Origin of the sequence: Pseudoalteromonas piscicida (genome assembly GCF_000238315.3) — a bacterium.
Classification (GTDB): Bacteria; Pseudomonadota; Gammaproteobacteria; order Enterobacterales; family Alteromonadaceae; genus Pseudoalteromonas; species Pseudoalteromonas piscicida.
Window position 1 is genome coordinate 353,122 of the sequence record NZ_CP011925.1, and the last position, 15,448, is coordinate 368,569.

General features: G+C 42.4%; 10 protein-coding genes. 4 read left to right on the plus strand and 6 right to left on the minus strand.

Annotated elements, in window-relative coordinates:
• Positions 1 to 37 precede the first annotated feature (37 nt).
• The 3 genes from PPIS_RS21105 to PPIS_RS21115 all read left to right on the plus strand — a co-directional run bounded on the left by PPIS_RS21105 (position 38) and on the right by PPIS_RS21115 (position 3,833).
• Positions 38 to 1,942: a S9 family peptidase gene (locus PPIS_RS21105; RefSeq protein WP_010370029.1), complete on the plus strand. Its 1,905-nt coding sequence runs from the start codon at positions 38 to 40 to the stop codon at positions 1,940 to 1,942.
• 182 nt (positions 1,943 to 2,124) lie between these two features.
• Positions 2,125 to 2,526 (plus strand): hypothetical protein, encoded by a 402-nt coding sequence (locus PPIS_RS21110; RefSeq protein ID WP_010370025.1) that lies wholly within the window; start codon positions 2,125 to 2,127, stop codon positions 2,524 to 2,526.
• A 197-nt stretch (positions 2,527 to 2,723) separates the two neighbouring features.
• Positions 2,724 to 3,833: a tetratricopeptide repeat protein gene (locus PPIS_RS21115; RefSeq protein WP_010370021.1), complete on the plus strand. Its 1,110-nt coding sequence runs from the start codon at positions 2,724 to 2,726 to the stop codon at positions 3,831 to 3,833.
• A 51-nt stretch (positions 3,834 to 3,884) separates the two neighbouring features.
• Here the strand turns inward: PPIS_RS21115 and PPIS_RS21120 are convergent, their stop codons facing one another.
• The 5 genes from PPIS_RS21120 to PPIS_RS21140 form a co-directional block, all read right to left on the minus strand.
• Positions 3,885 to 5,831 (minus strand): winged helix-turn-helix domain-containing protein, encoded by a 1,947-nt coding sequence (locus PPIS_RS21120; protein ID WP_010370018.1) that lies wholly within the window; start codon positions 5,829 to 5,831, stop codon positions 3,885 to 3,887.
• A gap of 111 nt (positions 5,832 to 5,942) precedes the next feature.
• Positions 5,943 to 6,818 (minus strand): HvfC/BufC N-terminal domain-containing protein, encoded by an 876-nt coding sequence (locus tag PPIS_RS21125; RefSeq protein ID WP_010370015.1) that lies wholly within the window; start codon positions 6,816 to 6,818, stop codon positions 5,943 to 5,945.
• Complete coding sequence (gene bufB / locus PPIS_RS21130) at positions 6,818 to 7,768, minus strand: MNIO family bufferin maturase (protein WP_010370012.1); 951 nt, start codon at positions 7,766 to 7,768, stop codon at positions 6,818 to 6,820. The genes PPIS_RS21125 and bufB overlap by 1 nt, the downstream gene beginning before the upstream one ends.
• Positions 7,769 to 7,781: 13 nt before the next feature.
• On the minus strand, positions 7,782 to 10,100 hold the full coding sequence (locus PPIS_RS21135; protein WP_010370011.1) for a ferritin-like domain-containing protein: 2,319 nt from the start codon (positions 10,098 to 10,100) through the stop codon (positions 7,782 to 7,784).
• A gap of 190 nt (positions 10,101 to 10,290) precedes the next feature.
• On the minus strand, positions 10,291 to 10,878 hold the full coding sequence (locus PPIS_RS21140) for a hypothetical protein (RefSeq protein WP_010370008.1): 588 nt from the start codon (positions 10,876 to 10,878) through the stop codon (positions 10,291 to 10,293).
• Positions 10,879 to 10,929: 51 nt separating this feature from the next.
• Here PPIS_RS21140 and PPIS_RS21145 point away from each other — a divergent pair, with 51 nt between their 5' ends.
• Positions 10,930 to 11,940, plus strand: a complete 1,011-nt coding sequence (locus tag PPIS_RS21145) for an alpha/beta hydrolase (RefSeq protein WP_248694127.1) — start codon at positions 10,930 to 10,932, stop codon at positions 11,938 to 11,940.
• A 234-nt stretch (positions 11,941 to 12,174) separates the two neighbouring features.
• Here PPIS_RS21145 and PPIS_RS21150 read toward each other — a convergent pair whose 3' ends face one another.
• Entirely contained in the window at positions 12,175 to 15,426 is a 3,252-nt protein-coding gene (locus PPIS_RS21150; protein ID WP_211290398.1) for a S41 family peptidase, read from the minus strand.
• Between the last annotated feature and the right edge of the window lie 22 nt (positions 15,427 to 15,448).

Sequence of the window (15,448 nt, forward strand, 5' to 3'; positions counted from 1 at the left end):
AGTCTATTCTAGTTTTGATTATTGGAGGCATTTCGCGATGTTGCGAATTCTTTTATGTGCTAGCTTAGGATTAGCACCAAGTTTTGGGTTAGTTGCCAAAGAGGTAATGACCCCAGACAAGCTTTGGCAAGTAAAGCGCGTGAGTGCGCTTGGGTTATCTAAAGACAAAACCCATGTAATTTATCGAGTTACAACGCCTAGTGTTGAGAACAATGACTTTGATAGCAAAGTTTATCAAGTGCCGTTAAAGGGGGGGGCATCTCAGCTTTTAAGCGCGTATCAAGGGATATTGTCAGACGACAATATTTCGCCAGATGGTAGCAAAAAGCTATTTCATGACACCGTCAATGTTGAAGCTGTGCTGGCCACGGATAGACACAAAGCGCTTACGCAAGCAGATGCCTACGTGTTTGATGACTTAAACTACCGCCATTGGGATACTTGGAAAGACGGCAGTGTTAAACACGTGTTTTATCAGGACCTAATCACAGAAGAAAAAGTCGACATAATGAAAGGCATGCCTTTTGATAGTCCGACGTCACCATTTGGTGGTTCAAGCGACTATGTTTGGGGTCCAAAAGGTGAAAATATCTACTACGTCAGTAAAAAGCTGACTGGTGCAGAATATGCGAGCAGCACCAACACAGATATTTATCGTTATAACTTAGCGAGCAAGAAAACCACCAATCTAACCGAGCAAAACTTGGGTTATGATAAAAGCCCAGAGTTCTCATCCACAGGGCAACTGGCTTTCTTACGTATGGATGAGCCCGGTAACGAGGCGGATAAAAATGACATCATCGTTAAGCAGGGTGACAGAGAAATCAATCTAACTGCGCATTGGGACGGCACGGTAAGCAGTTTTGAGTGGAGTCACGATGGTAAGCATATTTATTTTATTGCACCAGTTGACGGAACAATCCAGCTATTTCAAGTAGCGGTGAACACCAAAACCAAAGCTAATCCAAAAATTCAGCAGCTAACTAAGGGCATGTTTGATGTTAATAGCATTGTCGCTGCCTTAGATGATCAGTTAGTTGTTACTCGTAATAGCATGAATCAAGCAAAAGAGATTTTCCGCTTTGATCTGAATAGTAAAAAGCTTGTTGCGCTGACAAATGTGAACGAGGCGTTTTATGCTGGTTTGGATTTACCGAACGTTGAAAAACGAATGGTGAAGACAAAAGACGGCGAAGACATGCTAACTTGGGTTATCTATCCACCTAATTTTGATAAGCGTAAGCAATACCCCACGCTGCTATACCTTCAAGGAGGCCCACAGTCGCCATTATCACAGTTCTATTCCTTCCGCTGGAACTTCCAAGTGATGGCATCACAAGGCTACATTGTGGTTGCGCCAAACCGTCGCGGTATGCCTGGACACGGCGTGAAATGGAACAAAGATATCAGCCAAGATTGGGGTGGTAAGGTAATGCAAGATTACCTAGACGCAATCGACGATGTTGCGAAAGAGTCATACGTTGACAACAAACGTATCGCGGCAGTTGGGGCGAGCTTTGGTGGTTACTCTGCGTTCTACTTAGCTGGCAATCACGATGGCCGCTTCAAAACCTTTATCGCGCACTGTGGCATTTTTGATTTGCGCAGTATGTACGGCACAACCGAAGAAATGTTCTTTGTGAACAACGAATTGGGTGGCGCGTACTGGGAGCAAAACAATGCGGCCATCAGCAAGGCATACAATCAGTTCAACCCAATCAGCTATGTGGATAAGTGGGATGCCCCGATGTTCGTGATCCATGGTGGTAAAGACTACCGTGTACCACTGAGCCAAGGGATGCAAGCTTTTCAAGCCGCTAAATTACGTGGCTTAAAGAGCCGTTTCCTTTATTTCCCTGAAGAAAACCACTGGGTACTGACACCGCAAAACGGGATAGTATGGCAGCGTGAATTCTTCAAGTGGTTAGAAGAAACTCTATAATTGATGTCACTACTATCAGCAATGAGTAGTTGACTAGTTGAGTAGTTAAGAAAATGCCAGATCACACAGTGTGTTGTCTGGCATTTTTGTTTTGTAGTTTACGCTGGTGCTTCGCAAGTATTGTTGTACCCGAAAATTGGCGCCATACTGAATTAGTCAAAGGAAAATAGAAGGAAAATTAAATGATTAAAAGGATAATAAGCGGTTTTTGGTTACTTATGTTGGCTGTGAATGCACAGGCCGCTGAAGAAGCATTAACGATTGATAGCGTAGTGTCTAACAATATGGAACTGGCTTTTCCGAATGATGCCAATATTTACCCAGATATCAGTGACTTCAAGGTACTTAACGCGGTACTGATGAGTAACGAAAACGGTGAGCGTTGGGCAATGATCACGATTAAAAACGAATCGAGTGGCCGCCGCACATTAACACAAAAACATCTGCTAGCACTAACAGCGAACGGTCAAAGGATCGCGCCGATGAAGCTTTCTGAAAGTTTTGACGGCGGTGAAACGCTTTCACTCACATTGGCTTTCGGTGAGAATAAGTTTCCGTTGCTTAATGTGTATACGCGTAATTAGTAAGCCTTACCATCACTTTTTACAACCATAGTCACTGTGCTAAACGTTGCGACTTAGGCAACCATGTTAGCACTTGATATTTAGCCTCTGACAAACTCAGATGTGATCCACATCAGCAATTCATCAATAAAAAATAAGCAATGCATCAAGTTTTAAAAGTTTTTATTTCATAAGCTTACCCAAAAATGGAGAAAAGCATGAAAATACTTTTAAAAAGTTTGATGTGGCTAAATTGCGCGTTGTTTGCGTTAGTTGGTCACGCTCAGATAGCCTCAAAGTTACAGCATATCACTGTGAGTTCAAAGTTAGTGGGAGGGCCTGTTGATGTACAAATATATCTGCCTTTTGATTTTGATGTTAACCGAAAGGAGCCATACTCAACGCTTTATACAACTGCGGGAGAGAGCCGTTTTGATGTACTGAAAGCTGAAGTGGACTGGTTGAGTCACACTAGTTTTTCACCTATCCCGCAACTTGTGATTGTGCGAGTGCCCAAATTGAATTTTGCTGGGGCTGACAAGTTATCTGACCAAGCGTATTTTGCCTTGCTAGCTCGCGTGTTAGCAAGTGAAGTTGAACCAACATTGATACGGCAATTTAATCTTTCGCCGTTTAAAGTCATTGAAGGGTACTCAAGCAGGGCGGAGATTGCTTTGAATTTATTAGGAAAGATGCCCGGTTATTTCCAAGGCGCGATATTGTCTGCGCCAGTTTGGAGTCAACTTCCCAAGCAACTAATAGAAGATATTAGTGACAACATCGCCAAGGGCAAACTCACCAATAACCTATATATCAGTCTTGGCAGCTTTGACGAAAATAGGCCGTTTTTTGCTGCACTCGCCGTTTCAAAACGACACCAACACTTGATGTTGGAGGACTTAAGTCAACATCATTATCATATAGGCGCACAGCTAGCGCTAAGACATGGATTACAACATATTCTTGGCGCAATAAAGCTTCAAGATTATGCTCAATTTGACAAGTCAGGTCTAAATGGGTTGCGAGAATATCACCAAAAACTAGAACAGCGCTATGGGTACTCGATTGATATTAAGGCCAATCAGCTTGCTCTAGGGCAATATTTATTCGCGCAAGGCAATAGAACACTTGGAAAAAACGTGTTTGATGAACTACTTGCGATTATGCCTAACTCTGTTATTTACAATTTACGTTATGGGCAGATTCTTTTGAATGCGGGCGATACAACACAAGCAACACTTCAGCTAGAGCGTGCCTTGCTGCTAGCAACAGAGCAAAAAAATGAAGAAGCCAAGCAGTATATTGAACAAGTATTGTCTCGGCTTTAGCGTTATTAAGAGTGATATAAAGGTGGCCCACATGCGTGAGCCACCTTTATATTAGTGGTTTTCTGGCTCTGCTATTTTTACTTTAACTTGGTTTGCGCTAAGTGTTTTTGGTGAGTCAGCTAAAACCTTAAAAGGATGTAGTTGAACATCTGTGATCAAGCGAGTCTGCTCGTCGGATTTGCCCAATATGTCCAAAACTTGCGTGTTGATGTTATAGCGCCAGATAGTCGCCTGTTTGTCGGGAATAATCAGCTCATTCCCACGTAGGTAAAAACGCCAATGCAATGTGATTTTGTTTGTTATTGGCTGTGGTTTGAGCGAATTGTTGATGAGTACTTTTAAGTTTGGTTCATCTGGTGTGGCTATATAGACAGTACCGTTTTGCTGTATTTGTGCCCAGTGAACCTGCCCCTGATAAAGTGGCTGTTTATGGTTGGTTACAGGGTCGAAAAGTACTAGCTGTTTATTGCCAAGATCATTGATGAGAAGGTAGTTACTTCCTTTTATTTCAATTGATTGCATTATAATTTGCTTTTCAAATAAAGCAGGAAAAACTTCAACGCCAGTGACTAAATTAATTTTCAATAAGCTTTGTTTTGATGCTGCCCACAATTGTTTACCATCGGCTGTCCAAACAAAAGACGAAATATGTTTGTTATGGGTGAGCGGGATCTCTTGCTGTTCTTGCTTTAACCAAACTTCACTGGTACCTGTACGATTAGAGAGAAATGCAATGGCATTTCCACTTGGTTGAAATTGCCCTGAAAGCTCGTCGTAGTGGCTGATTGTAAGTCGGCTTGTAGAGTGGTTGTCTTGAATATTAATCTGCTTTTGTTCTCGAACTAGTGTCGCTAAATAGCTATTACCTTTAATGTATTCAGTGATGTAAAACGATTCTGAGCCGATTGCCGGAATGGTTTGTACAAGCTTGAGGTTTTGAAAAATATAGAGCGCAGATGCGGTTGAAAGTATGTGTGTTGTATCTGGCCCTTCTACTAACATCAACGAACGGTCTAATTCTACATCAGACAATTTTTCTTGTTGAAGAAGAAAAAGCTCGTTTTCTTTGCTAATCATATAACTAGAGAGATAAGCCTCTTCATCTGGATCTTGGGTGAGTAAAGTAAGTTGACCCTCATTAAATGAGGACGCTAAAATTGTTGCAGTTATAGGTAAAGAAGTAAATGTGACTGAATCTGAGTGCGGAGTAAAAAGGGCATACTCGTTATTGGCGATAAGTAACACTTGATGACCAACCCAGTAGGCTTGCTGTACTTCGCTATTCAAGCAAGGAGAGATCACTTTTCTAGCAGCAAACCTTGGTAACACGACGATAGCTTGATGACACTTAGCTTGTGATTTTGTTTTGCGTGTTTCAATGAGTACTGCTTTTTTACCATCTTTGTTTAGCTGAGGTTTGCCAACAAAATCCAATGCACTGGTAACTAACTTAGTTGTTTGGAAATCCAAATCCTTTACTTTTAGTTCCGCTGCTTGCGGCGTTCTGGCCACATATAACAACCTTCTACCTGAGGTGAGTGTCGCAGTGCTTTCCAACTCCAATCCGTAACTTACGGGTGTAACCTCTGAAAGTTGGAAATTAGCTTTTGGCATCGTTGAATAGATAAACAACATACCGAAGAGGGTGATGAAAGCTGCGAAATAGAGAATATAGGCTCTCAGCTTTTGGCTTAAATCAGTATGCTGATCCCCAACTTGTAAACGATAGCCCTTTTTATGAAAAGTCTGGATAATACGTTTATCACTATCCCCAAGTAGTTTTCTAAGCTGAGCAATACATCGTTGAAGGGCATTTGGGGCGACGACGGTATTTTGCCATACAGAATTAAGTAAATGCTCTTGCGTAACAAGCGTTCCGCGATGCTGATACAGTATTTCAAATACTGCCAGCACCTTTGCCTCTAATTTGATTGTCTCATCAAGGTAGATAAGTTCACCCGTGGCTAAGTCTAGCTTACGGTTATTGATTGTTATCATTATTATTTGGGAACAGCAGTCGATACAGCTAGTCTATCTTGTATTGCCTATAAAAATAACCCATCAAGAGTTATTTAACTTTAGCAACCGAACCTTTATTAGAAAATTGGATCAGCAGGGTGCTGGTTCATTTTGAATTATAAACAGCCCCCTATTAATCGCGCTTGGCAGCCAAACTGCTAACTGCGCTCTCAATACTTGAGTCTCCATATTCATGCACTTAACACAGTAGGTTATTGCTTCTTGATAGCGCAGCGGTTTTTCTCTCAAGTGCAGTAATAAATTCGCTTGCCAGTCATTTAATACATTCATTTTGATGCGATATTGTTGGCGCGATATTGCAATATGCGTTTGCTCAGGCGTTGGCAAGGTGCACGGTTTTGCTTGCTCAAGCTGGGTTATAAGAGAAAGCAAAGGGTAATCGGTTTGAATAAGTTGTACGGATTCTGGCACCGATATGACAAAGTCTTCGGCAATGCCGCAAAGGAGTTCAATCTCGTTTATTAGCGCTGTTGATTGCTCGGTTTCCGGTCCTGGTTTTAACAGTGCAAGGGCTTTGGCTCTTTCAAACTTAGCCAGCTCTGAAGGCAAGCTAAACATAGCTTGCTGGTGGGCATTAAAATCACCGGTAGGTTTAGTATGTGCTAAAAAATCAGCGAAGCGTGAGCCTAGTTGATGTAGTGTCCAAGACTCTGAGGGTAAGGTGACAATAAAGGCTTTGGCGAAGGTGTCGAATACTTCGTCGCCCATAAACTGGCAAAGTAGAGCAAACTCCCCCCGAAGACATTCTACTAAACGCATCACATAGCCCGCAGCATAGATGTCTACTCTTCTCATGGCTCCCAGTGTTTTGTTACTTTTTACACAGTCATGCAGCGTTAAACCATGCGGATTTGCAGCGGTATTGAGCTTTTGTGGTAGGTCGCCTCGTACCATTAAAACGGTGCTAAACCACTGCTGAGTTTGCGTTAAGTCTGGCGTTTTCATTATGTTAATTCTGCTCGCTCTTTGACGATTGGAGTTGACAGTGCGTTGGTGTTAGTAACTGTATCTTGCTTTGGAATATGCCCTGTCAGGACCAGTTTTGCTTTGCTTAACTCATCAACGAGCTCTGGAAAGTTGGGGATATTGGCATCCCATTCTAGTAGGGTAGACACGCCACCCGTTAAGTGCTGCGCCAGTTGGTAAAGCTGCCAAACCTTGGCGGGCACCGGCTGGTCATGAGTGTCTATCAAACAATCACCGCAGTCACTAGGACCGGCAAGATGGATTTGAACGATGTGCTCATGGGGGAGTTGACGAATAAACGCTTCTGCGTCAAAACCATGATTAAAGCTACTAACAAAAACATTGTTTACATCCAACAGCATACCGCAGCCTGTTGCGGTGACTAACTCACTAAAGAACTCGCTTTCGGTGAGAGTTGAATGTTGAAATTCAAGATATGTTGATGGGTTCTCAAGCACTAAAGGCCGTTCTAAAAAATCCTGAACTTGGTCAACACGGTTGATAACGTGTTGTAGGCTTTCGTCAGTCAATGGCATAGGTAGGAGATCGTGACTATTCAAACCAGCAATGCCTGTCCAACACAAATGATCGGAAATAAGCTGTGGCTTAACGAATTCACTTAACTCCTTAAGCTTGCTTAAGTATTCAAAGTTAAGCGGGTCGCTGCTACCAATATTCATTGACACACCATGCATCACTAGCGGGTATTGTTCCTTTAACTGAGCGAGGACATGCCGGCCATAGCCGTGATTATCTATATAGTTTTCACTGATGATTTCAAACCAGTCGACGCTAAGAGATGTACCGCGCTCTAAATGGGACATAATAAAGGGATAGTGCTGGCTTCTCAGGCCAACACCAAACCCCAAGTCGGTTAGTTTTTCGATAGCGGACGCAGCAAGCTGCTGCGTCCGAATTGGATTTGTCATGCTATCTTTCCTATCAAGTTGATGGAGGAAGAGCTAGACGAATATCTGAAGGTTTTGGCTTCTCTTTAGGTTTGCCTTCTTCGTTCAATAAACCATTGGCATTGCAGTATGCTTGCCAAGCAATATCGTATACGGCATCCCCTTGTTTATATGGCATTAGCACATGATCTGTAGATTGATCGGTTGGAGCTTGTTGGCCTTTCGGATAAGTGTAATCAATAGCAGAGAAGCTGTTATCTTTTAGGTTAAACTTAAATAGCTGCATATCGTATTCTTGGTCTTCACCGGAAAGTTTTGGGAAGAGTTGAGAGGCTGAGATAGGCACAGCACACCCACCCAAGTTATTACACTTATTATCAGCAGGGGCACTTTTTGGCCCTGTTGATACGCTACCACCACAGCTACCGCCGGGCGTTGTACTATGAACAAAACCACAGCCGCCCTGTGCTTTACAGTCGTTACTACCCTTACAACTGTGATAGACCTCAGGAGGTGGTAAGTCATCCGCCCCAATGTTGGTGTAACTCATCCCTTGGCAGGCGTGGTAAAGGGTGTTCGGATTTTGTGGGGCGATACCCGTTACTAAATCTGGCGCAATTCCCGTGGTTGCCCAGCAAATCGAGATCCTATCGCCAGAGCCACCCATTGCGGGGCCCGGAAATTCACTGGTTTTACCCGACCAATAACGATCAAGTGCTGAAGTTAGACCTTTAATTGTGCCTACCGCAGATTGACTAAATAGCTTGTTTGTTTCCTGCGTTTTTTTATCTGTTTCCCTAAGATTATTGAGTGCGCGCACTACGCTATCCACTGGTGGAAGTTGTGGGTGACGTCCGTGTGCTTCATCACCGCCGTTGGGATCCAATAATGCCTCAGTCCAACTATTACCCTCAGCAAACCAAGTTGGCCAAGTCAGGTAGCGTTCTTTATGAGCCATTGTTGGTTTTTCATAACTAACAATGAGCTTCATCGTATCGGTGAAAATTTGAAAGTGGTCTTTATATTTGTTGGCTATTCGGGCACAGGCGGAACCGGATAACGGTTTGCCATCTGTGCTTGGATAGTCATGCTCTAAGGCAGGTTCATCTGGTTGAAAACGTGCATCTACAGTGCTCGGGTGAGCAGGCTTAGCCGTACTTTGTAATTTACCCAAGACACTTTGGGCCCAAGGCTCTTCTGCCCAGCGTAAACATATCATCTTTGCAACGCCGTCGCCTTCACCTTGATCTGTGATTGCATTGACATTATTCATGAGTGCTTCTTTTAACAAATTATGTTCATTATTTGTATCAAGAGAGCCCTTTATTTCAGGGAATTGGGCTTGATATGAAGCATCACCAGGACGTTCATTAAAGTAGTTTCTCTGTGCTCTAGCGTCGTTTGCTTCAGCCTTTGAGAGCGCATAGTCTAGTAGACTCGTGTTATCATCGTATTCAATTTGAATATAGTCCCAATAACTCAAGTACATATGCCCAATTGAGCCGAATAGTGGCAAATCACTTTCTGTGTAATCCGGTTTCCACCAGTCGTATGGGGCTTGTTCAAAATATTTTGGCTGTTTTGTTTTTGCGTCTGGCTCTAAAAACTGCGGCTGAATAATTTTTTTGGCGTTTTCTTCAGTCTCTTCTATTAGCATAAAGAGTAAAGTCTGTTCTTTATTTAGCTCTGTCGCATTAACGCGCAGGTCTTGTAATGTTTTACCAGGAAAAATTTGTTCGAAATAAGCCTGAACTTCTGGGCTTAGCTTAGATAAGTCTGTAGTACAGTCTGCAAAGTCCAAAATATGTGGAATACCGCTTTGGTTGTTGTAGCACTTCCAACCAAATTTATCGTCAATTAACGCCTGACTGGTAAAGCTCGGTGTGAGCCCTATTTTACTCGCCATGTTAGAAGCGAGTTGTAGATGCAGCATCTCTTCAATAAATACACTATAAACGCCGTTAAAAACCTGTTCATTGACATTAAGTTCAGAGTCACTAAAACCAATAAACCTGTCTTTTAAGTCGTAGTCGTAAGGAGACAATCGTTCTGAAGGAATGTATCCTGCAGTCGGACCAAGCCCTGGCCAGTAACGGCCGGGATAGAGGTTTGATGAGTCTGCAATCTGGTGTGTGCCCTGAATCGAGTAGAGGCCGGTCATATAAAGTGGGATTGTGAATAACTCCACGTTAATTGCAGCTTGTGCAATTGCTTTCAGGCAAGATAAATCAGCAGCCTTATACTCGCTACTGCGTGCTTTAATTTGTTGTTTTTGTGTACTGCTTAAGAGGATGTTGGCATCAATTTCTTTATCTACTTCTACCGATGGGCCTGTCTTGTTCTGTACATTCATGGTTTGCTCCTTTGTGACGGTATATGGTGTAAGATGTAAGATATAGTTTGCTGACGACAAAAGGTACATAGACCCAAGGCCGTAAAATAAAAAGTAGCTGTAAATTGTTGATAAGGCGATTACATCAAATTACAGAGAAGGGGAAGCCAAATATGAGCGACAAATGAAGAGTTTGCCGCTCAACTTGCACTTATCTTTCGCAATAGTCACCTGGGTTGGGTACAGGAAACTCTGGTGATCCTTCACATCCTTCAAAAGCGATATGAGCAGATTCAAACAAAGAGATGCTCTGATACTTACCAGATACTGAAAAACGGCTTGGTGACGTAATTGTTCTTGGTGAGGGATTAAAGTTTATGTTAAAGCCATCTGCTTGGGATTCATATGGCTTAGCCCAATTTGAAAATGCTGATGGTGATCGCAGCTTGTAACTGCCACCTAATTTATACACATCGAACCACCTATGAGCTAATGCATAATCACCTGACTTTAAAGTGATTTTTATGCGATTATCTTCTACTTCATTATAATTGTAAGCATTATTTATCTCGAGCTCTAATTTCGCAGGATCCATATTAGTTATCGTGAAATTACCTCGTGAGTCGAAAAGTTCAGGTGCGAATGACCGCAATAGAGAATATCGATGAGAGTCCATATTTGTTTGGACTTTACAAACTAATTCAACGTTTTCCGATCTGTGCTCGATAGTTGTTTCACAACCTGATAATGAAATAATTAAAGCCGTAGCAATTAATGAACATCTAATTTTACAATTCATAAAATATCCTTTTTAATATGAAAGTTAGTACTTCAAGGAGGATGTTAGTTTATGGATTTTATTAGATCAATTTTTATCTGTATTTTTCTTGTTTCAATGGTTTCTAGTTGCACTTCAATAGGTAGAAGTATAATGCACAGCTCTTTGAATAATAGAGCTAAGTTTGTAATTAACTATGATTTTGATTATTTGGAGGTAGTACGGTTAGAGAAGATAATTAAGAGCGAGTCAAGCTCTTTGATATATGATTTTTATCCAGCTGATCGTTCTGTGAAAGGAGATTTTAGCCTATCTTTTAAGGCTGGAGATTTAGATCATGAGTTCAGTGTTATCCGAAATAGTGAGGATCGTCCATTGGATTTGAGTCAACAACTCACAATATTGATCCCAGGCTTTGCTATAGATAAATCTTTTTTAATATCTTATGCAGTTTGGTTCTCGTCAATGGGTTCTGATGTTGTTGTGATGGATCTTGATGGGGTAAAGGAAGATAGTTTTACGTTTGGAAGTAAACTGACTGACTATTACTCAGAAATAGCGAATGGTTATGATAAAGTCAATATTGTTGGATTTTCAATGGGTTTTTTACCTGTTTTAGATATTGCTAATAAGTATAGAGTAAATTCATTAATTGGTGTGGTTCCATTACTGAGTCGAGAAGATTTGAATCTTGCTGCAAGTGAAGCCTCCTCTTATGTTGAGCTTCTCCCAAATAGCATCATTGAAAATGTTATTGATGAGTATATGAGTGAAAATAAAATTAATGATTACTTTTATGGTGCACTAAATGGTATAGATTCGCACAATAAAATGCTAATTATTCAAGCTGAAAACGACAAAGTTTTACCCGCGTCAAGCCTTGTATTTTTTGAAGGTGATAAAGTGAATAACTTAGTTTTATCAGGTTATAATCATTACATTCTTGCATCAATGCCAACTCCAGAAACTACAGGTGCTGTTATTGAATTTTTCAATAACTCTATAGGTACAGATTCAGTCTCTAATTCAGATAAAAAGTACACCACTCATCGTGAAGCTGAGGTGAAAAAAGAGCTTAACTGATGGGATCTGCTACAGAAAAATGTAAGTCTAGGTCTTACAAAAGACTGTCAGAGGCGCTGGTTGGGGCAAGTGTGTTCGGACCAGCTTTGACGATGAATTCAGGGCAGAACTTATCTTTGGTTAATGGTCGTTAACGAAGTAAGCTCTTACCCTGACAATCGCATAAAGACAGATATTGAGATTGTTCGAAAATATAAAGGGCTGAGAGTCCAGCCTTTTATATTTCTACAATAATTAGAACTTAGATGGTGCAGGAGGCACTGTCAGTGTTTTCTTCGGGCTATCTTTTAACTCTTGTAGTAGCTCTTTCACCGCACGTTCGACAGAAGGATCTTTACCTGCATGAACAAGTTCAGGTCTATCGATCACTTCGATATCAGGGCTTACGCCCTCATTTTCGATGATCCAATTACCATCGTTATCTAGTATTCGGAAGGTTGCAGCGATAACCTGACCTCCGTCAACAAGACTTGGATTGCCTGAGATCCCGATAAGACCACCCCAAGTGCGAGTACCAATCAGTTTGCCAAGGCCCGCCTGACGGAAGTAGTAAGGTAGAGCATCACCGCCCGAACTTGAATAACCATTGATAAGCATGGCTTTTGGACCATCGTGTGCAAACGAAGGTGTTTTTGTTGGTTCAACACCACGGCGTTTCCAATAGTTAAGTGGCTTACGAGCAAGCCAAGTGATCATGTGCTCAGGGATAAAGCCGCCGCCGTTATAACGGTCGTCGATGATCAGCGCATCTTTGCTCGTTTGTGGCATAAAGTTTTTAAATAACGAGCGATTACCATCATAGTGAGTATTTGGCAGGTGAACGTAGCCAATCTTACCGTTTGATAGTTTATCCACGTAGTCAGCACGTGATTGAACCCATGCCATGTAACGTAAGCCTTGCTCGCTGGCGACAGGTTTTACCGTGGTTTTCCAGCTATCATCAGCGTTTGGTGATTTACTCAATACCAGCTCAACTTGCTCGCCTTGGGTGTTTTCAAGTAGCTCGTAAAAGTTAACCACGTCTTTTACCGAGCGGCCATTTACCGAGATGATGTAATCACCTACATTGGCATTCACGCCAGTTTCATCGAGTGGTGAACGGTAGTCTTCATGCCAGTTCTCACCTTTGTAGATACGCTCAATTTTTACGTAGCCAGACTGATGAGCGCTTATTTCTGCGCCAAGTAAACCATGCTTTTTGCGCTCGGCTGTTGGGGCATCACCAGATTGTACGTAAATGTGACCTGCGTTGATTTCACCCGCAATTTCGCTAAGTACATAGTCTAAGTCGCTACGGTGTGCGACAGCGCTGGCAAGTGGTTGATACTTCTCCAAGATAGTATCCCAATCTTGACCGTGGTGATGCTCGTCGTAGAACCAGTCGCGTAAGGTACGCCAGCCTTCTACATACATTTGTTGCCACTCAACTTGCGGGTCGATTTTCAGTGCCATCTTAGATAAATCAAGCTGACTGGCTTTTAAATCTTGTTTTGGCTTTGGTGCAATTACACTGAAGTTGTTACCAGCGCGAGCGATCAGGTGTTTACCACCAGCGGCAACTTTATAGCTGCTTACGCCTTCGGCGACGGTTTCTAGTTTGCTATCCGGCTCGGTGCCGAGTAACTTTAACGCACCGCCTGTTAAGGTCAGTACGCCCCCTTCCACACCTGTGAGTGCACTGTAGTTACCAGCTGGGGCTGAGAGTGATATAACCCGTGACATAAAGCCGTTGGCCTCAATGTGATTTTCTTGTTTGTCGCTGTCCTTTTTCGTTTCTTCGTCTGATTGAATGCTTAACTCATCACTTTCAAAGGCATTAAGCGGCTTGATCTGACTATTCACCGCAACGCTATAAATGCGCGTGGCATTATTAAACATATAATCAAATTCATAGCTGCTAAAGGTAAGGTTATAGTCACGCTCAGAAGTGAAATAAATGTAGTTTCCGTCAGGTGAAAAAGTCGGGTTACGCTCACTGGTCATGTTGTCAGTCAGTCGAGTGACCTTTTTATCCTTGATATTATAGTGCCAAAGTGAAGCGTAGCGGTTCTCGTTGTTTTTAACAAAAACAATATCTTCACTGTTTGGTGACCAAGTATATTCGGTTAGACCATCTTCGTCGTATTTGGCGGTGTCAATTTTATGCATATCGCCAGATTTCGCATCGACCCACCATAGCGTGTGGTTTTTATCTGCAAAGAGCAGTTTGCTATTATCAGCCGACCAAATTGGCGTAAAGCGCCAGATGGTACCATTGTCGGTTAACTGAATGGTTTTGTTGTTATTTGCTCTATCTTTTAGATAGATTTCATATTCACCTGTTTTATCGCTCATGTAGGCAATATAACGGCCATTCGGTGACCAGCTTGCTTCAATTTCACGGCCCTCTGGCGTGTAAGAGAGGTTACGAGTCGGCCCCTGCTTTACTGGGACTGAGAATAGCTCACCACGGGCAGTAAACAATGCGCGCTTACCATCGTGTGATATATCCATAGAATCAATAAAGTCGCTAACGTTTTTACTATATGGCATGGCATATTGACGCACACCAGCAACATCGATTTTTAGCTTTTTAGTTGTCTTTGTCGCTTCGTCAAAGCGATATAAGTAACCGCCATTTTCGTAGACAATGGCATCTGGTCCGGCTGATGGCCACAGCACGTCAAAGTCTTTGTGGTCAGTCATTTTAACCGGTGACTTGCCATCTCGATATTTATAAAGGTTGAGCGTGTAGTCACGATCAGACACAAAGTAGATACTGTCATTCACCCAAGTTGGTTGCTGATCGGTTGATTTGTCGGTTGTGAGTTGTTTAGATGTATTGTTTTCAAGGTCATAAATCCAAACATCCTGTGCTCGACCACCACGAGAGCGCTTCCAGGTTCTAAACTCTCTGTCGATTGGTGTGTAAACATACTTGCTACCATCTGGAGAAAGCATGCCACCGCCGGTTTCCGGAATAGCCAGCGGCTGCTCGAGTCCACCCTCTACCGGTACCATATAAGGGCGACCCATACGTTTGCCCCATGGAGTACGGTTTGCTCTAAAGACGATATGTTTGCCGTCGGGCGTCCAATCCATTACACGGTAATCGAACCCACCACGAGGTGGCATTTGCCCAACATCGTTGTAATAAGTCAGTTGCTTTAATCCTGAACCGTCAGCATTGATCACGTAGATTTGACGGCTGCCATTATACTCAGCGGCAAAAGCGATTTTACTGCCATCAGGAGAAAACTTAGGGAAAGTCTCAAAACCAATATGGTCAGTCAGACGTTGGCTTTTACCTGTGTTGGTATTGGCAATATAAATGTCGCCAGCGTACACAAAAGTGACTTTATCTTTGTGAATATCTGGAAAGCGGAGTAGGCGGGTATCTTCGGTCTGATACGCTGAAACAAAAGGCGCGGCTGCCGCAGCAATGGCGAGCACGAGTGTTTTTATCTTCATCATAATATAGGCATTTCCGTTATTATTTTGATACATAATAACGATTGATAAGCGAAAT

Coding starts and splice junctions, on each gene's coding strand:
- PPIS_RS21135 (WP_010370011.1), bottom strand. CDS start 10,100: ATGAATGTACAGAACAAGACAGGCCCATCGGTAGAAGTAGATAAAGAA.
- PPIS_RS21115 (WP_010370021.1), top strand. CDS start 2,724: ATGAAAATACTTTTAAAAAGTTTGATGTGGCTAAATTGCGCGTTGTTT.
- PPIS_RS21145 (WP_248694127.1), top strand. CDS start 10,930: ATGGATTTTATTAGATCAATTTTTATCTGTATTTTTCTTGTTTCAATG.
- bufB (WP_010370012.1), bottom strand. CDS start 7,768: ATGACAAATCCAATTCGGACGCAGCAGCTTGCTGCGTCCGCTATCGAA.
- PPIS_RS21125 (WP_010370015.1), bottom strand. CDS start 6,818: ATGAAAACGCCAGACTTAACGCAAACTCAGCAGTGGTTTAGCACCGTT.
- PPIS_RS21140 (WP_010370008.1), bottom strand. CDS start 10,878: ATGAATTGTAAAATTAGATGTTCATTAATTGCTACGGCTTTAATTATT.
- PPIS_RS21120 (WP_010370018.1), bottom strand. CDS start 5,831: ATGATAACAATCAATAACCGTAAGCTAGACTTAGCCACGGGTGAACTT.
- PPIS_RS21105 (WP_010370029.1), top strand. CDS start 38: ATGTTGCGAATTCTTTTATGTGCTAGCTTAGGATTAGCACCAAGTTTT.
- PPIS_RS21150 (WP_211290398.1), bottom strand. CDS start 15,426: ATGTATCAAAATAATAACGGAAATGCCTATATTATGATGAAGATAAAA.
- PPIS_RS21110 (WP_010370025.1), top strand. CDS start 2,125: ATGATTAAAAGGATAATAAGCGGTTTTTGGTTACTTATGTTGGCTGTG.